A 22059-nucleotide genomic window follows, 5' to 3' on the forward strand; every position below is an offset into this window, starting at 1 on the left:
AGGGATTCCTCCGGCGGCATGTCGCCGGGCGCCCTGAAAACATGCTGGAAAAAGAAATCCTGCAATCTTCTCCCCTCAACGCATGATGCATAAGATCAAATCCATCACCCTCGGCTGCTTCGCGTTGCTGCTCGTCTCGGCCGAAATCCCGGCGCAGGAATCCGGAACGCCGGCGGTCGAAGTACGGGGAACCAAGGATCCAGACTGGAAGCCCTACCGCACCATGCTCAAGGGCCTCGACGCGTTCCAGGACAACCACCGCCTGGCGCCGCAGGCCGACCTGCATTTCATACTGCGCCCGGTCAATCCGGCGGCATCGCTCGACGGAGTGACCTTGCGCCTGACCAGCGACAACGCCTCGGTCGCCATCCCCGTGACCCAGGACGGCGTCTTCGACCTGCCGAACGACCCGGCGGCTGCCCGGGACAACGCGGAGCTGGTTCTGAATCAGAAAAAAAATGTGGTGCTCTGGCGTCCCTACATCCGCACGCCCGGTCTGGCGCCGCAACAACGCCGCCTGGGCGATCTGAGGCTGGAGTGCGGGATCATCTGGGCCGTGGAGTACGACGACATTCCCTTCCTGATCCGCAACACGTTCCGACTGGTCGGCGGGCCATGCAAATCCACCAAAATCGCAGTCTTCTTCGACGCCAGCAAGCCACTCAGCGGCGCCAGGATTTCATCCGGCGACCGCAGCAAGCCATTGTTCGTCAGCGTGGACAAGCGCACCTTCCTGCCGCCGCTGGGCGACTCGGATTGGGACGACGACAGCATCATCGATCTGGAATATTGAGTCCGCGCCGGGGCGCAGGCGCCGGGGATATGGCGGTCCAGCCGCCGCCCATGGCGCGGTACAGATCCACCGACGCCACCAGCATGCGCGTCTTCAGCTGCAGGCGGCCGACGTCGGCGTTGTACAGCGTGCGCTGGGCATCCAGCTCCTCCAGATACGAAGCGTAGCCGTTGCGATAGCGGTTGTGCGCGATGCGCAGCGTTTCGGCCGCCGTGGCGCGGCGCGCGTCGTTCTGCACCGCCTGTTCCTTCAGGCGCGCCAACGCTCCCAGGCTGTTGTCGGTTTCGGCGAAGGCGGTGCGCACGGCGTTCTCGTAAGCGTACGCCGACTGATCGCGCTGCGCCGCCGCGGCGTCGGTCTGGTGCTGCACGCGGTCGCCCTCGAACACCGGCGCCGCCACCGCGCCGGTCAGGCGCCACAGCGCCGTCGGGGCGTTGACGAAATCGTGCCACTTCAGGTTTTGCACGCCGCCCACCATCGTCAGCTTGAACGATGGCAGCAGCTGATCGCGCGTGGCGGCCAGGTTGGCGTTGGCGGCCACCAGGTTCAATTCGGCGCGCGCGATGTCCGGCCGGCGCCGCAGCAGTTCGGACGGCAGCCCGGCCGGCACGGGCGGCGCGGCCAGTTGCGCCAGCTCCAGCCCGCGCGCGACCGGGCCGGGATTGCCGCCGGTGAGTATGGCCAGCGCGTTCTCCTGCTCGAAGATGGCGCGCTTGAGCTGCGGCACCTGTTCGGCGGTGGTCTGGTATTCGGCCTGCGCCTGCAGCCACTCCAGCCGCGAGCTGTAGCCGACGTCGAACTGGCGCTTGGCCAGGTCGCGCGATTCCTCGCGCAGCGTCAGCGTGGCTTCGGTCAGCGCCAGTTGCGCGTCCAGGCCGCGCAGGTTCAGGTAGCCCGAGGCCACGGTGGCGGCGATCGACAACGCGGCGGCATCGGCGTTGGCCTGCTCCGCCTGATAGGTGGCGGTGGCGGCGTCGGTCAGCGCTGCCAGCCTGCCCCACACGTCGACTTCATAGCTGGCCTGGAACTCGGCCTGGTAGACGTTGGTGACGTAGGGGACGCCGTTGTAGGCCAGCTGGCGCGTGCGGGTCGGCGCGGTGTCGACGATGACGTTGGGCTTCTGGCCGGCGGCGGCCACGCCCACCAGCGCGCGGTACTGCGCCACGCGGGCACGCGCGATGCGCAGGTCGCCGTTGTGTTCCAGCGCGGCGGCCACCAGCGCGCTCAACGCCGGATCGCCGAAGGCTTGCCACCATTGGGCTTCGACGGCGGCGCCCTGCCCCACTTCGGCGGCGGTGCGCCAGGCGGCCGGCGTCTGCAAGGACGATGCGGGTGGCGGTGGCGCCTTGGCGGCGCAGCCGGCCAGCGCCAGCGCCATGGCCAATGCCCGCGCCATCACAACGCGCTCCCTCATGGCTTGACTCCCGCATGCTTGGCCGGGGCGGCGCCGGCGTCGTCCAGCACCGCCGACGTGTCGATGCTGACCACCACCGACATCCCCGGCGCCAGCCGGCGCGCCTTGGCCTGGCCCGGATCGATGCGGATGCGCACCGGGATACGCTGCGCGATCTTGACGTAGTTGCCGGTCGCGTTATCGGCCGGCAGCACGCTGAACTCGGAGCCCGTGGCCGGCGAGATCCGCTCCACCTGCCCGGTCAGCAGCGCGCCGTCCAGCGCATCGACCTTGAAGGTGGCGCTCTGGCCGACCTGCACGCCATTCATCTGCGTCTCCTTCAGATTGGCGATCACCCACAGCTGGCGCGGCACCAATCCCATCAACTGCGCGCCGGTGTTGACGTAGGCGCCCTTGCGCACCGTGACCTGCCCCAGCTGCCCGTCCTCCGGCGCCGTGATGCGCGTGTTATCCAGGTCCACCTTGGCCGCCTTCAGCGCGGCCGTCGCATTGGCCACCGCCGCCTCCAGCGACAGCTTGTTCACCACCACCGTCTGCACCTGCTGCTTCGCGATATCCAGACTGGCGCGCGCCTGCGACACCGCGGCCGCCGTCTGCACCTTGGCGGCCTTGGACGAATCCTGTTCGCGTACCGACAGCGAGCCGTCGGCCGCCAGCGAATTCACGCGGCTCAAATCGGCCACCGCCTTGGCGGCCTGCGCTTCCGCGTTGGCGACGGTGGCCTGGTTCAGCGCCACGCCCGCCTCCGCCGTGCGGCGCGCCTGCTCCCAGTTGGCCAGCGCCGCCTTCTGCGCCGCCAGCTGCGCCTGCGCCTGTTCGTAGCGCTGCTGGTAGATGCGGTCGTCGATCAGCACCAGCAAATCGCCCTGCTTCACCTGCTGGAAATCCTGCACCCGCACGTCCACCACATAGCCGGGCAGCTGGGTGCCGATCAGCGTGACCTGGCCGCGCACCAGCGCGTTCTCGGTGGAGACGATGGCGCTGCTGAACGGCGGCAGCCGCCAGGCATACAGCACGATCAGCACCCCGACCAGCGCCACGAACGAAAACGCGATCGCCGACAGGATCTGCGCGCGCCGGTCGGGCGCCGGCGCGGTGGGCGCCGCTGCTGCGACGGCGGCCGCCGCTGCGGCAGCGGCCACCGCGGCGACGCGGGTTTCGGAGGAGGAGGTATTGTCGGGAGTAGTGTTAGCCATGTAGTTCAGCGCGATCCGGAATTGTTGAGGGAGACGTTGGCCATGCCGGTCTGCGCGTTGTGCGCGGGGCTGCCGGGGCAGACCACGCACACCGTCCACAGATAGCGGCCCAGCATCCAGGCCAGTGTCAGCAGCGCCACCAGGGTAATCATCAGGAAGACATCGTTGTAGGCCAGGATGTTGGCCTCGCGCGTGGCCGCCGCGCCCAGCGCCGCAATGCCGGTGGCGCCGCGCGCGGCGGGATCGGCCAGGCCCGCGCCCACGCTGGCGCCGCCGCTCTGGATGCGCGCCGCCACCATCGGATCGAGCAGCGTCAGATGCTCGACCAGCATGCTGGAGTGGAATTTCTCGCGCAGCACCTGGAAGGTGCCGACCAGCGCCGAACCAAGCAGGCTGCCCAGCGTCTGCGTGATGCTGAACATGACCGAGAAGCTGACCAGGTTATTCGGCGCCGCGATCACCGCGCCGAAGCCCGACACAAACGTCGGCCCGATGAAGAAGGCGCCGCCGAAGGCCAGCAGGAACTGGCTCACATACAGGTCGGCGGGCCGGGTCAGGTTGGTGGCGTCCGAATCCATGTAGGCGCCGGCCGCCATCACCGCCAGCGAAAACATCAGCTGCAGCGGGATGCGCGCCGGCGTGATGGTCAGCGCGCTGGCCACCAGCCCGGCCACCGTGCCGACCATGACGACGATCCACAGCACCTGCATCTGGTCGTTGTTCAGGCCCAACGCCTGCAGGAAGCCCACGGTGCCATTGGCCTCCGACTGCACCACGCGGATCAAGAGCACCGACAGCGCCAGCCGCGCGATGTTGCCGTTGCTGAGCCAGCGCGTGTTGAGCAGCGGGCGCGCGCGGTTATGCTCGACCAGCAGCGCGGCGGCGATCAGCACGATGGCGCCGGCCAGGCACAGGCCCAGCCAGCGCGATTCGAACCACCACACGGTGCGGCCCAGCGCCAGCACCGCCGACAGCAGGGCCACGCCCGGCGCGAACAGGCCGAAGGTGAGGAAGTCCATTTTCTCGAAGGCCTTGACGCGGTCGCCCGGCGGCAGCTTGAGCGCCAGCACGCAGGCCAGCGACAACAGGGCCAGTCCCAGCTCGAAGAAGTACAGGCCGCGCCATTCGCCGAACTCCATCAGCTCCGACGAGAACAGCCGCGCCATCGGCAGCGCCAGCTGCGAGAAGCCGATGCCGAACACCACGGCCTTGAGCCGGTGCTGGGCAGGAAAAGCCTGCAGCGTGTAGTACAGGCCGAGGGTGGTCAGCGCCGCGCCGCTCATGCCGTGCGCCGCGCGCACCGCGATGGCGGACGCCAGGCCGTGCACGAACAGGTGGGCCACGGTGGCCAGCGCGTACAGCACCAGGAACAATTCGGTGAACAGGCGCAGACCGTACTGCTGGCGGAACTTCACCAGCAGCAGGTTCATCGACACATTGGCCATCACGTAGGCGGCCGGCAGCCACTGGATCTCGGCCGAGTAGACGCCCAGCGAACCTTGCAGGTAAGGCAGGTTGACCGACACCAGCGCGTTCCCCAGGCCGCCGGTGACGGCGACGATGAAGCCGATCACCAGGAAGGCCAGCCGGCGCTCGGCCGTGTGCAGCGGGGTCGACGGCGATCCCGGCAAGGTGGGACGCTCGTGCGGAAGCCATACCTGAGGGGCGTACACGTCCATGCTCAACCGATCCTGGTGCTATTTTAAGGGGACTTAGACAGCATAGGACCGAGCATATCACTATGTAAGCAATAGTTGAATATCCGTCAGCATGGTCAAAAGGAAGAGGCCGGCAGGCGCCGGCCCGGCCTTACTTGCCGCTGCGCGAACTCAGCAACCGGGAGATGCCATAGCCGGCTGCCGCGGCCAGCAGGACGGAAATGGCCGGGTTGGCGCGCACGCGCCCGCGGCCCGATTCGGCCAGCGCCTTGCAACTGGCGCTCACTTGCTTGCCGCGCGCGGCCAGCCGGCCGGACGCCGTTTCCACCGCGTCGGCCACCTGGTTCACGCCGCTGTGGGCGCTCTTGGCCACGCGCTCGGCGGCCGGCGGCACCTTGTCGGCCACCTTGTCGATGGCCGCGTGCGCGTCGGCGCGGAAGTTGTTGCCGATCTGGGCGATGCTGCTGTCTGTGCTGTTGTCCATGATGTTATCCTCTCTCGGGTGTATGGTGGCGTTGCCAGGACAACGATAGGCCCATCGCCCCGGCTTAACCGTGCGGAAACGAACAAAAGAAGACAACGGATGCGGCCATCGTTCCGCTATGTGAACTGGCACACGGACGGCAGCGGCCGGATAGCGCATGCTGGGTTCACAATACAGTCCTGGAGAGCGGCATGTTTCCCATTTCATCCACGCAGGTCGGCAACGTGACGCCCGTGGGGCCGCTGGACGCCGATCTGGTGGCGGCTGCCGGCTCGGCCACCGACGCGCCCGCGCCCGCCGCGGTCACGGTCGATTTATCGCCGGTGGCCAGCTTCCTGCTGGCGGTGTCGCAAACCCAACAGCACCTGACCCAGCTGCAAGCGGCCATCGCCCGGGGCGCCGCGCCGCCGGGCAGCGACGTGGCCCTGAGCGACCGCACGCGCAACGTGGTCGACGCCTTCAACCTGCTGCCCGCCACCGATAGCGGCCAAACGCAACCAACAGAACCAACGCTGCTCGGCACACTGGTGCAAAGCCTGCAGCCGCCGGCGGTGGCGCAGGACCTGGCGCAGATCGGCCTGTCCCTGCAATCGACCTTGCCGCCGGACGCGCACGACAACCTGTCGCTCGACGATAGCCAGTTGCAGACGGCCTTCCACGCCGACCAGCTGGCGACCGCCGCCACCCTGCAAACCACGCTCGGCAACTTCGGCGCCGTGGCGACGGATTTCGCCGAACAGCTGGCCCTCGCGCAGCAGACCGATCCGCTGCGCGCCAACCCGGCGCTGGCCGCCGCCATCGCCGCCTACCGCATCAACGACATCGCCGGCATCGGCAACCCTACCGCGCAACCGGCGGGCAGCGCCATCCCGCGCGTGCCGGCGGTGGCCGCCACCGCCCGCGCGCGCGCCAGCGACCACAAATCATAATTGCCGGGCGTCGCGCGAACCATGCAATAATCGTCCGACACCCACTGTCTTGTTGCCGATGAAGCGATTGAAGATCACCGCAAAACTGCTCGCCGCCGCGCTGTCGTGCGCCGCGCTGTCGCACGCCGCGGCCGCGCCGGTGGTGCCGCTGCTGATCGGCGATACGCTCGACGAACGGGGCAAGCCGCGCCCCATGCCGGCGGTCAAGCGCAAAGTGCTCGACGCCGTGGCGCAGGAGCTGGGCGTGACCTTCGCGCCGCGCACCTATCCGTGGGCGCGCGCCGAACGCCACGCGCTCGACGGCGAGGGCCTGGTGTTCGGCCTGCCGAAAACCGCAGACCGCCTGCGCGCGCTGCGCTACTCCGACGCCGCGACCCACAACAGCCTGTGGGTGGTCACCCGCAGCGACGCCACCTTCCCCTTCAACGGCCTTGAGGACCTGCGCGGCAAGACCATCAGCACGGTGCGCGGCTACAACTACGGCCCCGCCTTCGACGCGGCGCGCGGCACGCTGTTCCGCACCGACGACGACATCTCCTCGCGCGGCACGCGCCTGACCCGCCTGATGCTCAAGCGGGTGGACGCGGTGCTGCTGTTCCAGCCCGACGGCCTGACCGCCAAAGACCTGGAGAACAGCATCCGCGCCTTCATGGCCTCGCGCCTGCCGGCCATCGGCGGCGCCGCCAACGCCGGCTTCAGCGTGCTGCCCAAGCCCCTGGCCACCGACAGCGGCCAGTTTTTCGCCATCGCCCGCGACCGCGACGACGGCATCATCGACCGCATCAACGCCGCGCTGGCGCGCATCCAGCAGCGCGGGGAGCACGGCGGGCGCCAGCACGCACCGAATTAAATTTCGGCCGCAGCCGGTTCGAAAGGCGATATGCCGCAAAACAGGCCATTCGCAAGCGCAAGTCACGCGATAATATTTTGCGTTTTTGGCGATAATCTTGCCATCGCCTTACAACATAACCTCAGGAGATCGCATGAAATTGAAGCATATTGCAGCCGCCGTCGCACTGCTGGGCGCCGCCGGCGCCCACGCCCAGGACACCCTGGTCAAGATCGGCCATAGCGGCCCGCTGTCCGGCGCCCAGGCGTTTTCGGGCAAGGACAACGAGAACGGCGCGCGCCTGGCGGTCGAGGAACTGAACGCCAAGCCGATCACCGTGGCCGGCAAGAAGCTCAAGTTCGAACTGCAATCGGAGGACGACCAGGGCGATCCGAAAGCCGGCATGGCGGCGGCCCAGAAGCTGATCGACCAGGGCGTCAAGTACGTGGTCGGGCCGTACAACTCGGGCGTGGCCATCCCCGCCTCGCGCGCCTACAACGACGCCGGCGTGTTGATCGCCACCGTCGCCACCAATCCCAAGCTCACGCAGCAAGGCTACAAGGGCCTGTTCCGCGTGAACGCCAGCGACTCGCAGCTGGGCAGCAAGATGGCGCTGTACGCGGCCAATGAACTGAAACTGAAGACCGTGGCCGTGATCGACGACCGCACCGCCTTCGGCCAGGGGCTGGCCGAGGAGTTCAAGAAGCAGGCCAAGGCCGCCGGCATGACCGTGGCCGGCCACGAGTTCACCACCGATAAGTCATTCGACTTCAGCTCCATCCTGACCAAGCTGAAAACCAAGAAGGTCGAGGCGATCTTCTTCGGCGGCTACGCGCCGCAGGGCGCACCGATGGCGCGCCAGATGAAACAGCTGGGCATCAACGCCAAGCTGCTGGGCGGCGACACCATCTGCACCGCGGAGATGGGCAAGCTCGGTGGCGACGCCGTCGGCGAGAACGTCCTGTGTCCGCAGGGCGGCGCCAGTCTTGACAAGTTGGCCAGCGGCCCGGCCTTCAAGGCCAGGTACAAGGCGCGCTTCAAGCAGGACCCCGACGTCTACGCGGCGGCCTACTACGATGCGGCCATGATGTACGCGCAGACGATGCAGAAGGTGAACTCGATCGATCCGCAGAAAGTGGGCGCCGCCATCAGCGCCGGTTCGTACACGGGCGTGGCGGGCACCTACTCGTTCGACCAGCGCGGCGACATGAAGCAGTCGCCGGTCACCATCTTCCACTTCAAGGGCGGCCAGCCGGTTCCGCTGACCACCTACTGATGCAGCGCGCCGTCGCCCTTGATGGCGGCGACGGCGCCGTTCAGGATTTCCAGCGCCTGCTCCATGTCGAAATCGCCGACCGCCTGTTCCAGCTTGCGGTAGTGCCGGGGGAAGGCGGCGGCCAGCAGCGCGCCATGCTCCACCAGCAGCCGTTCGGCGCGGGCGTCGTCGTCGGCCAGCAGTTCGCCCAGTTCGCGCACCACGGCGTCGCGCTGTTCGGGATCGACCTCCACCGCCGCCAGTTCGGCTTGCGCCGGCAGGCACGCGACGATGGCAGCCACCTGCCCGGCCAGCACCGATTCCAGCTGCGCCAGCTGCGGCGCCAGGCGTTCGGCCAGCGCGGCGGCGCCGCCCTCCCCCACCGCTGAAGGCGACAACGCATGTTCGGCTTCGCCGGCCAGCAGCTGCAAGGCGCTGGCGCCGATATTGCCGGCCAATCCCTTGAGCGTGTGCGCGCCGCGCTCGGCGCCGGCACGGTCGCCGGCCGCCAGCAGCGCGGAGATCTGCCGCACGGCGCCGGCCTGGTTGGCGACGAAGCCGCGCAGCATGGCCAGGTAGCGCGGACGCTTGCCCAGCACGCGGCGCAGGCCGGACACCATGTCCAGGCCCGGTATCTCCTGCGGGAAGCCGTCCTCCGGCGCGGCGTGCGCAGCGCGGCCGGCTTCCACGCCGTGGCCGGCCGCGTCCTGCGCCGGCAGCGCGTGGCGCGGCGGTATCCAGCGCAGCAGCGCGCGCCACAGGTCGTCCGGCTCGATCGGCTTGATCACAAAGTCCACCATGCCGGCCTGCGTGCACAGCTCGCGGTCGGCCTGCATGGCGTTGGCCGTCATCGCCACCACCGGCAATCCGTCCAGCGCCGGCAAGGCGCGCAGCGCGCGGGTCGCTTCCACGCCGTCCATCTCCGGCATCTGCATGTCCATCAGCACGATGTCGTACTGGCCGCGCTGCGCCATCGCCACCGCCTCCACGCCGTTGTTGGCGATGTCCACCACCAGGCCGGCGTCGTGCAGCAGCTCCGACGCCACCTGCTGGTTCAGTTCATTGTCCTCGGCCAGCAGCACGCGCGCGCCGCGCAGGGTCGCCAGCGCGGCCAGCGTGTCGGCCGGCGCCGGACGCGCCAGCGCGCTGTCGTCCACCTCGCCGCCCAGCAGGCGTATCAGGGTGTTGAGCAGCACCGAGGCGTTGACCGGCTTGATCAGCACATCGTCGATGCCGGCGCCGCGCGCCTGCTGCTGCACTTCCTCGCGTCCGTAGGCCGTCACCATCATTAGGCGCGGCGGCTCGGGCAGCGCCAGCGCCCTGATGGCGGCGGCGGTCTCGATGCCGCTCATGCCCGGCATCTGCCAGTCCAGCAGCACCACGGCCAGCGGCTCGCCGGCGGCGGCGGCATCGCGCACGATGGCCACCGCCTCGGCGCCGGACGCCGCCGCCCGCACGTCGAAGCGCATGCCCAGCAGCAGTTCGGCGATCACGCCGCGCGCGCTGTCGTTGTCGTCCACCACCAGCAGGCGGCTGCCGCGCAGGTCCGGCGACGGCAGCAGCGAGGGGCGCGCGTCCTGGCCGATGTCCAGCCGCGCGGTGAACCAGAACGTCGAGCCCTGGCCCAATTCGCTGTCGACGCCGACCTCCCCGCCCATCAGCTGCGCCAGTTTCTTGGAGATCGCCAGCCCCAGGCCGGTGCCGCCGTATTTGCGCGTGGTGGAGGCGTCGGCCTGCTGGAAGCTCTGGAACAGCTGGCGCATCTGCGCCTCGCTCAAGCCGATGCCGGTGTCGCGCACAGCGAAGTGCAGCAGCACGCGGTGCTGGTCCTGGCTGCGCACGCGCACCGTCACCGCCACCTCGCCCCGCTCGGTGAACTTGACGGCGTTGTTGGCGTAGTTGATCAGGATCTGGCCCAGCCGCAGCGCGTCGCCCACCAGCGCGGTGGGCACGTCGGGCGCCACGTCGAACACCAGCTCCAGGCCCTTGGCGTTGACCTTCTCGCCGATCAGCGTGGCCAGGTTCTCCAGCAGCTGATCGAGCTCGAACGGCTGGTTCTCCACCTGCAGCTTGTCGGCCTCGATCTTGGAAAAGTCCAGGATGTCGTTGATGATGCCCAGCAGGTGCTGGCCGGCGCGCTGGATCTTCTGCACGTAGTCGTGCTGGCGCGGCGTCAGGCCGGTCTTGAGCGCCAGGTGGCTCATGCCGATGATGGCGTTCATCGGCGTGCGGATCTCGTGGCTCATGTTCGCCAGGAACAGCGACTTGCTGCGCGTCGCCTCCTCGGCGGTCTGCTTGGCGGCGCTGAGCGTCTGCGCCGCCGTGTGCTCGGCCGTCACGTCGGCCAGGTAGCCGTTCCACACCTCCTCGCCCGCGTGCTGGTGCACGCAGGTGCAGTGGATGTCGACCCAGCGCGCCGCCACCAGGCCCTGCGCGCCGAACTCCACGCGGCGGTGGATGGACCAGTGCTGGCGCGCGCTGTCGGCGATCTGCGCCAGCAGGCCCGCGCGGCCGTCGGGATCGAGCAGCGCGAACAGCATGGCGCCGTCCTCCAGCACGTCGCTCGCCTGCAGGCCGGTGATGGCGGTGATGGCGGGGCTCATGAAGCGGAAGCGCGGCTGGCCCGCCGCGTCCATCTGGAACTGGTACACGGCCACCGGCAGGTTGTTGGTGATCTCGCGCATGCGGCGCTCGTTCTCGAAGCGCAGACGGCGCGCGCTTTCGGCGGCGCGGGTGCGGCCCGTCACCACCATCGCGCACAGCCAGACGGCGGCGATGCAGCCGGCGGCCAGCGCCAGCTGGTTCCACAGCGGCAGCCACTCGCCCTTGTCCTGCATGACCACCACGCGCCAGGCGCCGCCATCGTCCGGCCAGTTCAATTCGGTGGCGGCCAGCGCGTGCGTGCGGCCCTGTATTTCGGCGTGTTTGCCGACCGGCTCGAACGGCAGCTGCAGCGGGCCGGCGCCGGCGAACAGCTCGCCGAACTGCTTTTCCTTTTCCAGCTGGGCGATGCGCGCCGGCGCGGCCTTCCCGGACTGCATGAACAGCCACTCGTTGCGGTTGGTGGCGAACACCAGGCCGTCCGGCGACAGCAGCAGCACCGGGTCCTTGCTGCGGGCGAGGATGCGGTCGATCTCCCCGGCCGGCATCTTGATGGTGTAGACGCCGGCGATGGGCGTGTCGCGCGAATTGCCGCTGTAGACCGGCGCCGCGAAATACAGCCCGCGCTCGTGCGAATTGCTGCCGATGGCGGCGTAGACGTTGGCCTGCCCCGCCAGCGCGCGCCGGCTGTACGGGCGGTAGCGCAGGCTGCGGCCCACGCCGATGGCCTTGCCCTCCTTGTTCAGGTAAGCGACGGTGGTGCCGTCGCCATTGAGCACGAACACGGTGTCGGCGCTGTATTGATCGAGGACGGCGGCGAAGTCCACGTGCAGGCGATAGGCGTCCGCCGCCAGCTCGCCCGACAGCAGCAGCTTGACGCTGTCCTCCACCAGGCCCATGAGAATCGCGCCGCCCATCACGCGGCCGTCGGTACTGTCGATCTGGATCTGGCGCGCGATGTCGTCGGCCGCCGCCTTCAGGTCGCGGCCGTGCTGCTGGAACACCAGCTGGCGCTGGACCAGCACCGCGGCGCCGGCCAGCAGCAGCGCCAGCGCGGCCCAGCGCGTGGCCTGGCGGCCCGGCAGGCCGCGCTGGCGCAGCCCGCCCCACGCCGCGCGCCATGTGCGCAGGCGCGCGCGGGCCGGCAGCGGCGCCGGTTGTTGGGGTACTCCGTCTGAAGATCCGTCCATGGCGCCTTGCGTAGCATATTGATTTGTCAAGGGATTATAGCGGAAAACTGTTGGCGCCCAATGCTTCCACGGCGGCCGATTCTGTGCTTTACTTGGCTAGCCAAAATACCAAGGTCCACGAATGCCGCGCACGTCCCTACGCCCTCTCCTACGCCTGCTGCTGTGCGGCGCGCTGGCCTGCCTGCATGCCGCGCCGGCGCCGGCGGCGCCGCGCCCGCTGGCCTTCACCGCGGTCGATTCGCTGGGCGCCGACAGCCGCGCCATCCTCGCCATGCTGCAGGACCGGCAGGGCTTCGTCTGGATCGGCACCATCGAGGGCGGCTTGTTCCGCCACGACGGCCATAAGCAGGTGCGCTACATGAACGACCCGGCCGACCCGCATAGCCTGCCGGGCGGGCGCGTCACCTCGCTGTACGAAGACGAAACCGGCAGGCTGTGGATAGGCACCGACGAAGGCCTGGCGCGCTTCGACCCGGTGGCCAACAACTTCACCCGCTACGTGCCCGCCGGTGGCCCGAACAACGCGCGCATCGTGCGCCGCATCGTCTCAGACTACAAGGGCGGCATGTGGGTGGCGACATGGGGCGGCCTGCACCACTTCGACCCGCGCCAGGGCAGCTTCACCGCCTACCGGCACGACGAGGCCAGGCCGGACAGCCTGCTGTACAACGACGTCAACGCCGTCGCCGTCGACAACAAGGGCGGCGTCTGGGCCGCCACCTGGCCGGGCGGCCTGGATTACCTGGCGCCCGGCGCCACCGGCTTCCAGCACTTCCGCGTCGACGACCCGGAACATCCCAACCCCAAGGCCAACGACGTGCGCGCGCTGTACTTCGACAGCGCCGCCACGCTGTGGATAGGATCGGCCGACGGCCTGGTGACATGGAAGTCCGGCCAGCCATGGGAGCGGCGCGAGGCGCTGACGGTGCAGGCCAAGCGCGTGACCGACATCGACGAGGACCGCGCCGGCGACCTGTGGATCAGCACCCGCACCAGCGGCCTGCTGCGCTGGGACCGCGAGCGGCGCCAGTTCCAGAGCTACCGCCACCGCGCGGAAGACGCGCATAGCCTCAACAGCGACGCCATCAACACCACCATGCGCGACCGCAGCGGCACCTTGTGGGTAGGCTCGCTGACCGATGGCGTCAGCCGCGCCAACCTTGGCTACCACGGCTTCGAGCGTTTCGTCCCGCGCGACATCGATCCCGACTTCGTCAAGTCCAGCAATTTCGTGCGCAGCGTGGGCGCGGCCGCCAACAACCAGCTGTGGCTCGCGCTGGACGACGGCCTGGCGCTGTTCGATCCGGCCACGCGCGCCATGGTGCGCACCTGGAGCGCCGCGCCGAACCGCGCTGGCGCGCTCAGTTCCAACGTCATCTACAGCACCTACCAGGCGCCGGACGGCGTGCTGTGGGTGGGCACGTCGGAAGGCCTGAACCGGCTGGACCAACCGGACGCGCCGTTCAAGGTGATCCACTTCGGCAGCAAGACCACGGACTTCATCAACACCATCGCGCCGGGGCGCGGCGGCGTGCTGTGGCTGGGCACCGGCACCGCCATGCTGCGCTACGATCCGGCCAGCGGCGCGGTCGAGAGCTACGCGCACGACGACAAGAACCCGGACAGCCGCAGCGTCAACGGCGCCACCACGGTGGTGGAGGACAGCGCCGGCCGCGTATGGAGCGGCGAGTTCTATCGCGGCGGCGGGCTCGATATGTTCGATCCGGCCAGCGGCAAATTCCGCCACTTCCGCTTCGATCCGAACAAGCCGGCAAGCCTGAGCAGCGACCGTGTCAGCAGCCTGCACCAGGATGCCGACGGCAGCATGTGGGTCGGCACCTCCAAGGGCTTGAACCACGTGGTGGCCGGCAAGGACGGCGCCTTCGGCATCACCCGCATCCAGGAAAAAGGCGAACTGGGTACGCGCCTGATCGAAGCGATACGCTCGGATAAAAACGGCATGATCTGGGTGACCACGGCGGCGGGCCTGAGCAAGATCGATCCGGTCTCCGGCACCGTCACCGAATACTCGGTGGAGGACGGCCTGACCGAAGGCTTCTACATGGACTCCGCCGCCAACAGCGGCAACGGCTTCCTGTACTTCGGAAGCAGCAGCGGCGTCACCGCCGTCAACCCGACCATCCACAGCAGCGCCTCGCGCCCGCCGCAGCTGGCGATCACCGACATCCGCGTGCTCAATCGCTCCTTGGGCGGCAAGAACCCGCCGCAGGACGTGGTACTGGAAGGCGGTGTGACGCAGCCGCGCTCACTGACCCTGCCATGGATCGCCAACACCATCTCGATCGAATTCGCCGCGCTGCATTTCGCCGAACCGCGCAGGAACGCTTATTCCTACTGGCTGGAAGGCTTCGACACGCAGCCGGTGCAGGCCGACGCCGCCCATCCTGTGGCGACCTACACCAATCTGGCGCCGGGCAAATACCGCTTCCATCTCCAGGGCAGCAACAACAAGGGCGTGGCCAGCCGCGACGAAATCGTCCTGCCGATCACCATCACGCCGCCGGTGTGGGAAACCTGGTGGGCGCGCAGCGCCGTGGCGGCGCTGGCAGTGGTGCTGCTGTTGCTGCTGTTCCGCTGGGCGGTGCGGCGACTGAGCGCGCGGGCGCAGACGCTGGAGGCGCAGCTGCGGGAGCGCACCGAAGCGCTGCGGATCGCGCAGCACAAGCTGGCCAACCTGTCTGCCACCGACAACCTGACCGGCATCGCCAACCGCCGCTGCTTCGACGACCAGCTGGCGCGCGAATGGCGGCGCGCGGCGCGCGACAAGAAGCCGATGGCGATCGGACTGGTGGAGATCGACCAACTGGCGGCCTACCGCGAACACTACGGCCAGCAGGCCGCCGACGAAGCCCTGCGGCTGGCGGCGCATGCGCTGAGCGGCGCCGTGCAGCGCGCCGGCGACCTGGTGGCGCGCTACGGCGCCGAGCAATTCGCCTTCCTCGCCCCCGCCACCGGCGGCGACGAGGCGATGCAGATCGCGCGCCGCATGGAGGCGGCGCTCGCCGCGTTGAACCTGCCGAACTTGAAAGCCAGGTCGGGCACTATCAGCGCCAGCATCGGCGTCGCATCGCTACCGGCGACGCAGGACGGCACCACCGAAGACCTGATACTGACGGCAGACCAGGCCCTGTACTTGGCCCGCTCGGAAGGCGGCAACCGCAGCGTATTGGCACCGGAAGGCGCCGAAGCAAGAGTGGCCTAAACTTTAAGGAAGAACAACCCGGATAGTTTGATTTATCTGCTGATATCGCTGTGGATTTTTCTGTTAACCTGCCTGCTACACTCCCTGTTGAGAAAAAATTTAGGGCACAACGTCCACCGCAAGCTGTTGGGGAGTCTTAGGAGTAAACCCGCCTATGTCTGCCACATCAAAATCCGATGACCGCTTGACCAAGGCTGAGGTAGAGGCTGCCCTCACGGCCTTTCAACCGGCCGACTGGCAGCGTGCCAAGATTATTGCGTCCGTATTTTGCTCCGGATTGACCGGTTTGACGGCGGACGACTTGTTGCAGGAGGCCCTTTGCAAACTACTTGCAAGTACGCGAGTCTGGCCTCGCGGCATACACCCGCTGGTGATACTCAAAACGGTCATGCACAGTATTGCCAGCAATGCGCGCAAACGCAATGAACTAAGCCCCGTCGATGCAAATGTGGTTGTGGATCCGTCGGAAGTCGATGTGGACGACAAGACGCCTCTCGCTCACGGCACAATGACGGTAACGCCAGAAGACGAAATATCTGGCAGGCAGCAAATCGCAGCCCTCTATGCATCTCTTGGGGGCGATAAGGACTTGGAACTATTGGCCGTCGAGTGGGCGGATGGAATTCGCGGGACAGAAGCGTGCGAAGAGCTCGGGTGGGACGAGAAAAAGTACGATGCAGTTCGAAAACGACTTCTACGCAGACTAGCGATGCTGGACCCTGACCGGAGCAAATCATGGAAAAGATAATAAACGACGAGTTCGAAATCCTCATCGATACCTTGGCGAAGGAGCTGATTTCGATACCGGACGATCAAATATTGGACGACCTTGACCCAGCAGCGGTGAAGGCAGATGGATTGCGTATTCTGCAGGCTGCGAAAGAGGAAGTTGCCCGTGCCGGTCTTACTGCACCAAAGAGTGGTGTACCGGAGGTGGAAACACAACGGGCATTGACGCCGGAGAAGGCGCTCTAGTCTGACAGCCGCAGCTCCCAGTAGCCGACATCGATCCAGCGATCAAACTTGCGGCCTACCTGCTTGAAGTGGGCCACCTTCTCGAAGCCCAGGCTTTCGTGCAGCGCCACGCTGGCTTCGTTGGGCTGGGCGATGCCGCCTATGGCCATGTGGATCTCGCGCGCCCGCAGCTCCTCCAGCAACGCCCTGTACAGCGCCGATCCTATCCCCTTGCCGCCCTGCCCGAACGCCACGTAGACGCTGGTCTCGGCGGCAAAGCGGTAGGCGCTGCGGGCGCGCCATTTGGCGGCGTAGGCGTAGCCGAGCACTTCGCCGTCGCGCTCATACACCAGCCAGGGCAGATGCGCGGTGACGTCGCGGATGCGGCCCGCCATGTCTTCCGGCGTGACCGCATGCTCTTCGAAGCTGATGGTGGTGGTGGCGATGTAGTGGTTGTAGATGGCGACGATGGCTGATGCATCGTCCGGTATGGCGGGTCGTATCATCGGATTCAAAGATAGCGGGTTTCGGTGGGTGGCGAGATCCAGTTGTCGGTGCGGCCGTCGACGTAGGTGATGGGCGCGTTGGCGAAGTCCTCGTCGCCGACGCCATCGAGGCTGGCGACGTTCAGGCCGTAGAACACGCCGTGGCGCGGCGAGTTGCCGACGCCGTAGGGACGCACGCCGCAGTGCTTGCAGAAGTAGTGATGCTCGTTCTTCGCGCCGAACTGGTAGACGTTCATCTCGGCCTCGCCGGCCAGCAGGCGGAAGGCCTCCGGCTTGGCCATCACCGTCCAGCAGCGTATCTTCAGGCAGAACGAACAATTGCAGCGCAGCGTGCCGTGCGCCAGGTCGACATCCGCCTCGAAGCGCACCGCGCCGCAATGGCAGCTGCCGTGGTAAGTCCTCATCATCTGGTGAATTCTCCTTGCGGCAAAGTATAGACGGGTTTTCAGCTCTTCGCCTGCAGCAGGTCGTCGAACACGGGGATGATGGCCAGCGACAGCAGCGCCACCGCCAGCGGCACCGTGACGATGTAGCCCAGGTATTTGAAACCGAAGGCGCCGGCCAGGCCGCCCAGCAGGAACATCCCCAGCAGGGAGCCCAGTAGCCGCAGCTTGCCGCGGTCGGCCAGCACCCTGCCGGACATGGCGTTATCATTCCAGTAAAACAGTTTACCCAGTTCGATGCCGATGTCGGTCACCAGGCCGGTGACATGGGTGGTGCGGATCTCGGAGCGCGACACTTTGGTGACGATGGCGTTCTGCAGTCCCATCACAAAACACAGCAAGGCCACGATGGCGGACACCTGGCCGGAAGCGTCGAGCCGTGCGCCCATCAGGCCGAAACACAGCAGCAGCGCGGCCTCCACGATCAGCGGCAGCGCGTACAGGCTATGCGCGCCGCGCCGCCTGCCCCAGTTGATCAGGATCGCCGACGTGGCCGCGCCAAGCAGGAACGCCAGCAGCGACGCCACACCCGCCAGCACCAGTCCCACCTCGCCCAGCGCGGCGTTGTCCGCCACCGACGAGACGATGCCCGTCATGTGCGAGGTGTATTGTCCCACCGCGAAAAAGCCGCCGGCGTTGACCGCGCCGGCCACAAAGGCCAGCGAACGGCCAAGGCGGCGGTTGCTGATATCGGTGCGTTGCGGGCTTGTCATCGCTCGCAGGTAGTGCATAGGCATGGAAGGCCTCCTTGTTGCTGTCGGCCTGTCCATTGTATGCCATCACCTCACTTGAGCGTTATTCCCCAGTTCTTCTCCACGCATTTGGTGTAGTTTCCGGGGATTAGAGCGCTGTACGGCGTTTGATAATTGACCAACTGGCATTGGTAGTCGCCGCCGCTGCTCCAGTTCTTCTCCCAGTAGATGTTGTAGGCCGCCGAACTGGAACCGCTGAAGCGCTGCATCGTCGCGCAGGACAGCTGCTCGCTGCCGATGTTCCAGCCCAGGTCCGCCGCGAACTGCTTGTAGTAGTCGATGCGGTTCTGCGCCGCCGCCTTCTCGGTGCCGGTACCGCATTCGGCGTTGATGATCATGATGGTGGTGGCGAAGTTGTTGCCCGCGCCGGCCGCCTTGTCCGCAGCATTCGGCACCCAGGTCCCGTCCAGCACATGCAGCATCGACGGCTTGGGCGGCTGCGGGTAGACGAAGAAGAACGTCGCCGAGGCCAGATTGAGCCAGGTCGACGCCACCAGGTCGGGATTTTTCAGCAGCACCGACTGATCGCCGTTGTACATCACCTGCGAGAACGGGCCGTAGTTGTAGTTGTACGAGAGCTGCTTGGCGCCACGCCCGTAGTACTTCTTGAAACTGCCGTCGGCGTTTTTACCGCAGGTCCAGACGGTGTTGAACACCGGGTCCGAGCACTCGACGTTGTAGCCGCAGTTGGAGCCCGTCTCGTCGCAGCCCATCTCGCGCAGGTACTTCAGGCCCTGGCGCCATTGCGGCAACGGCAGGCTGGCGTTGTGGTCGCCCGTCTCCTGCGCGAAGTGGGCGAACATCGTCGCCAGCGAGTGGCGGCAGATGGCGTCCGCATCGCGACCGTCGGTGTAGTCGCCGCAGACCGCCGGGAACTTGGCCACCGCCTGCAGGAAGCGCCCGTACGTGTAGCTGGGCTCACGGATGCCGAAGTAGTAATCCCACTTGGCCGACGAGAGCAAACGCTCCACCCGCCTGACGTTGGCCGGATTGGCGGCGGCGCCGGGCGATACGGCTTCCACCGCCGCGTTGTCCAGCGTGCGGATCGACGCCTTCACCGTGCGGAAGAAATCGTTGTCGGTGAGCTGCGCCTCGCGCGCCTCGGCCTGCGCCTTGGTCGGCACGCCGCCCGGTTGCGGCGTGCCGGGATCGGACGGCGTCGGATCGGTGGCGTCGCCGATGTACTTCCACGGCCCCCACGTATCGGCCGGATTGGGCGCGGTGCCCTGCACCCACCATTTGGCCTCGTACTGTTTGCTCTGGTAGATGGCGCACATGCCGGCGGTGTAGACCGCCGTCGCGGTCCATGCCGGGCAGGCGGTGGCGGCGGCCGTGCTGATGCCGCCGGAGAGTACGCGCGGAGCGCTGCTGTCGGCCTGCCCGCCGCTGCCGCCGCCGCAGGCGGCCAGCAGCAAGGCGCTCAGCACAGCGATGCTGTGAACTGGTTTCATCGCGTCTCCTTATTTCAGCGCGACCGGCAGGCCGGGATACTCGTCGCTCAAGGCATAGCGCACGCCGTTGACCGTGACCACGTAGGCGGACGGCCCCGAGATCGGCAGCGAGTAGTTCAGCGTCAGCGACACCGAGGCCCCCGGCGCCAGCGACTGCCACGATGGGATGGTGAACTTGGCGTGGTTGAAGTTGGCCTTGAAGCCGCCGATGTTGTTCGGCCCCGTGTAGCCGGCCTTGGTCACCACCAGCCCGTAGCCCGATTGATCGCTTATGTTGGCGGGCGCCGACACCGGATAGTCGAATTCCACCACCGAGCCGCCCGGAATGGTAACGGTGGTGTTGTTCGTCACCGTCATCACGGGGTTGATCGGGTAGTTGCTGTCGCCGAGCGCCCAGCCACCCAGCGAGATGCTGACCTTCGCGCTGCTGGCCGGCATCGCCGATTCCGCCCGCGTGGCGCCGTAAGGGCTGGCGGTCTTGAAGGCGTTGTAGATGTTGGTGGTCAGCGTGTAGCCCATGAAGTACTCGCCCTTGCCGCCGTTTCTGCTGGCGTCCCAGGCGTAGTCGCCGGCCAGTTCCCAGATCATGATGCCGCCGATGGCGTTGTCGATCACGTACTGGGTCTTGGCGGCCATCGATTGCGCCGTCTCGGTGGAGATGAAGACTTTGCGCGTGGCGTTCCACAGCCACGGCGCCGCCATCGTTGCGCTGTAGTTGGCGGTGTAGCTGCCGGTGATGGTCTTTTCCGTCACACCGTAGGCATCGAGGTAGTCCGGCACGATCGCGTTCTGCAGGTTGAGCGCGTGCCACAGCGGATTGCCGCCGCCGGGAACCGGCTTGCCGTTGGTATCGAGGTCGTACCAGACGTTGTCGATGCCGACCGCGCCGGTGCCGCAGGTTTTGACGCCGGCGCAGGTGACGGTGTCGCTCACCAGCGGAGTGGTGCCCCACAAGCCGCTGCTGCCGCCGGTGACATCCTTCCAGCCGCGCGTGTAGTACGGCACGCCGATGTTGATGCGGCCGGCCTGCAATGCGCCGCGATAGTAGCGGTAGGCCCAGTCGACGTTCAGGTAGCCGATGCCGCCGTAGGAGTAGGCGTTGCCGGCTTTGAGTTCGGCGTCGTTGCCGTCGTCGAACAGCGCGGCGTTGGGGCCGACGTACTGATTCCAGCCGCCGTGCAGGTCGTAGGACATCAGGCTGGCGTAGTCGAGGTACTGCAGACCGGAGAGGTTTTCCTCGCCGCGCAGTATCCAGCCCGACGCGGAGCCGGCGATGGTCAGCATGTAGTACTTGTTGTCGGCGACGGCGGCGGTGTCGAGCTTCTGGCGCACGGTTTTCAGCAGCACGTTGTAGCTCTTCATCAGGCCCGCCAGGCGTGGCTTGGAGATGCTGAAGTCCAGCGGGTTGCCGGCTTCGTTGTTGGTGGTCGGGTGTTCGTAGTCGATGTCGATGCCGTCGAAGAAGGTGTACTGGCGCAGCACGGCCACCATCGAATCGGCCAGCGTGTTGATGCCGGCGGTGTTGAGCGAACCGTCGGCGTTGGTGGTGGCGGTGTAGTAGCCGCCGCTGCCGGCCCAGCCGCCTACCGACAGCATCACCTTCACGCCGGGGTAGCGCTTCTTGTACTGCGCCAGCAGGTTGAAGTGGCCTTTGTATGGCAGCGATGGGTCCATCGCGGCGGCCGGGATGGTCGGCCAGGTCATGCCGGTGTCGGGGTTGTTGGCGCCGCTGCCCAGTTGGACTTTTGCGTTGGCGTCCACCGAGGCGAAGGCGTAGTTCACGTGGGTGATTTTGTCCCACGGGATGTTGTTGACCAGGTAGGACGGCGTGTTGTTGGCGCCCGTGCGCCAGCTGGTGAAGTAGCCGACGATGCGGCGGCTCAGGCCATTGGCCAGTTTCTCTCGGCCGTTGACGTCGTACACGCCGCAGTAGTTCACGTTCGGCACCGGCGAGGTCAGGCCGTCAGGACGGCACGCGACTGGCGTTGGCGTTGGTGTCGGAGTTGGCGTCGGCGTTGGCGTTGGCGTCGGCGTCGGCGTTGGCGTTGGCGTTGGTGTTGGTGTTGGTGTCGGCGTCGGTGTCGGCGTTGGTGTCGGAGTCACAGACTGCAGCGCCCACGGCCCCCACTCCTCGGTGCCCGGCACATTATTTTGCGTCCACCACTTGGCTTTGTAGGTGGAGCCGTTGTAGGTCACGCACATGCCGACCGTGTAGATCGCGCTGGACGACCATGCCGGGCAATCGGCGGCGGCGGTCTGTATGCCGGCCATCAGCTTGGGGGTGGCCGTCGTGCCTTGTGGGTCGGAACCGCCGCCGCAGGCGGCAACAGCGCTGCCGATCAGCGCCAGCATCAAAAGGTTATGTCTCATTTTGTATTCCC

At 67.1% G+C, this 22059-nt stretch carries 17 protein-coding genes; 7 read left to right on the forward strand and 10 right to left on the reverse strand.

What is annotated here, in order from left to right:
- Positions 1–85 precede the first annotated feature (85 nt).
- Positions 86–793: a hypothetical protein gene (locus AC07WS_RS08085; RefSeq protein ID WP_494728541.1), complete on the forward strand. Its 708-nt coding sequence runs from the start codon at positions 86–88 to the stop codon at positions 791–793.
- Here AC07WS_RS08085 and AC07WS_RS08090 read toward each other — a convergent pair.
- The 4 genes from AC07WS_RS08090 to AC07WS_RS08105 all read right to left on the reverse strand — a co-directional run bounded on the left by AC07WS_RS08090 (position 774) and on the right by AC07WS_RS08105 (position 5545).
- Complete coding sequence (locus AC07WS_RS08090) at positions 774–2207, reverse strand: efflux transporter outer membrane subunit (protein WP_494728542.1); 1434 nt, start codon at positions 2205–2207, stop codon at positions 774–776. The genes AC07WS_RS08085 and AC07WS_RS08090 overlap by 20 nt on opposite strands.
- Entirely contained in the window at positions 2204–3403 is a 1200-nt protein-coding gene (locus AC07WS_RS08095) for an HlyD family secretion protein (protein ID WP_494728543.1), read from the reverse strand. The genes AC07WS_RS08090 and AC07WS_RS08095 overlap by 4 nt, the downstream gene beginning before the upstream one ends.
- A gap of 5 nt (positions 3404–3408) precedes the next feature.
- A complete protein-coding gene (locus AC07WS_RS08100) occupies positions 3409–5082 on the reverse strand; it encodes an MFS transporter (RefSeq protein ID WP_494728544.1) in 1674 nt (557 codons plus the stop codon).
- 130 nt (positions 5083–5212) lie between these two features.
- On the reverse strand, positions 5213–5545 hold the full coding sequence (locus AC07WS_RS08105) for a hypothetical protein (protein WP_494728545.1): 333 nt from the start codon (positions 5543–5545) through the stop codon (positions 5213–5215).
- Positions 5546–5736: 191 nt separating this feature from the next.
- Between AC07WS_RS08105 and AC07WS_RS08110 the strand changes: the two genes are divergently transcribed.
- The 3 genes from AC07WS_RS08110 (at position 5737) to AC07WS_RS08120 (ending at position 8579) form a co-directional block, all read left to right on the forward strand.
- On the forward strand, positions 5737–6474 hold the full coding sequence (locus AC07WS_RS08110) for a hypothetical protein (RefSeq protein WP_494728546.1): 738 nt from the start codon (positions 5737–5739) through the stop codon (positions 6472–6474).
- A 67-nt stretch (positions 6475–6541) separates the two neighbouring features.
- Positions 6542–7324: a substrate-binding periplasmic protein gene (locus AC07WS_RS08115; RefSeq protein WP_494728547.1), complete on the forward strand. Its 783-nt coding sequence runs from the start codon at positions 6542–6544 to the stop codon at positions 7322–7324.
- A 133-nt stretch (positions 7325–7457) separates the two neighbouring features.
- The gene (locus AC07WS_RS08120; RefSeq protein WP_494728548.1) at positions 7458–8579 is read left to right on the forward strand and encodes a branched-chain amino acid ABC transporter substrate-binding protein; all 1122 of its coding nucleotides are present in this window, start codon (positions 7458–7460) and stop codon (positions 8577–8579) included.
- Here the strand turns inward: AC07WS_RS08120 and AC07WS_RS08125 are convergent.
- The gene (locus AC07WS_RS08125) at positions 8573–12349 is read right to left on the reverse strand and encodes a hybrid sensor histidine kinase/response regulator (RefSeq protein WP_494728549.1); all 3777 of its coding nucleotides are present in this window, start codon (positions 12347–12349) and stop codon (positions 8573–8575) included. The genes AC07WS_RS08120 and AC07WS_RS08125 overlap by 7 nt on opposite strands.
- Before the next feature lie 121 nt (positions 12350–12470).
- Here AC07WS_RS08125 and AC07WS_RS08130 point away from each other — a divergent pair, with 121 nt between their 5' ends.
- The 3 genes from AC07WS_RS08130 (at position 12471) to AC07WS_RS08140 (ending at position 16547) form a co-directional block, all read left to right on the forward strand.
- A complete protein-coding gene (locus AC07WS_RS08130; RefSeq protein WP_494728550.1) occupies positions 12471–15572 on the forward strand; it encodes a two-component regulator propeller domain-containing protein in 3102 nt (1033 codons plus the stop codon).
- A gap of 154 nt (positions 15573–15726) precedes the next feature.
- Positions 15727–16320, forward strand: coding sequence for an RNA polymerase sigma factor (locus tag AC07WS_RS08135; RefSeq protein WP_494728551.1), 594 nt, complete (start codon positions 15727–15729; stop codon positions 16318–16320).
- Positions 16308–16547 carry a hypothetical protein gene (locus AC07WS_RS08140; RefSeq protein WP_494728552.1) on the forward strand — a complete coding sequence of 80 codons (240 nt, stop codon included), beginning with the start codon at positions 16308–16310 and terminating at the stop codon, positions 16545–16547. Before AC07WS_RS08135 ends, AC07WS_RS08140 begins: the two co-directional genes overlap by 13 nt.
- Here the strand turns inward: AC07WS_RS08140 and AC07WS_RS08145 are convergent.
- From AC07WS_RS08145 to AC07WS_RS08165, 5 genes are read right to left on the reverse strand one after another with little or no spacing between them, the layout of a single operon-like run.
- Positions 16544–17032 carry an arsinothricin resistance N-acetyltransferase ArsN1 family B gene (locus tag AC07WS_RS08145; protein WP_494728553.1) on the reverse strand — a complete coding sequence of 163 codons (489 nt, stop codon included), beginning with the start codon at positions 17030–17032 and terminating at the stop codon, positions 16544–16546. The genes AC07WS_RS08140 and AC07WS_RS08145 overlap by 4 nt on opposite strands.
- A 5-nt stretch (positions 17033–17037) precedes the next feature.
- A complete protein-coding gene (locus AC07WS_RS08150; protein WP_494728554.1) occupies positions 17038–17439 on the reverse strand; it encodes a GFA family protein in 402 nt (133 codons plus the stop codon).
- A gap of 38 nt (positions 17440–17477) precedes the next feature.
- A complete protein-coding gene (locus AC07WS_RS08155; RefSeq protein ID WP_494728555.1) occupies positions 17478–18212 on the reverse strand; it encodes a YoaK family protein in 735 nt (244 codons plus the stop codon).
- A 47-nt stretch (positions 18213–18259) separates the two neighbouring features.
- Positions 18260–19678 carry a glycoside hydrolase family 19 protein gene (locus tag AC07WS_RS08160; protein ID WP_494728556.1) on the reverse strand — a complete coding sequence of 473 codons (1419 nt, stop codon included), beginning with the start codon at positions 19676–19678 and terminating at the stop codon, positions 18260–18262.
- Between the two features lie 9 nt (positions 19679–19687).
- Complete coding sequence (locus AC07WS_RS08165) at positions 19688–22048, reverse strand: chitinase C-terminal domain-containing protein (RefSeq protein ID WP_494728557.1); 2361 nt, start codon at positions 22046–22048, stop codon at positions 19688–19690.
- Positions 22049–22059: the final 11 nt, after the last annotated feature.

Source organism: Duganella sp. GW821-FHT01E12, from assembly GCF_059422325.1.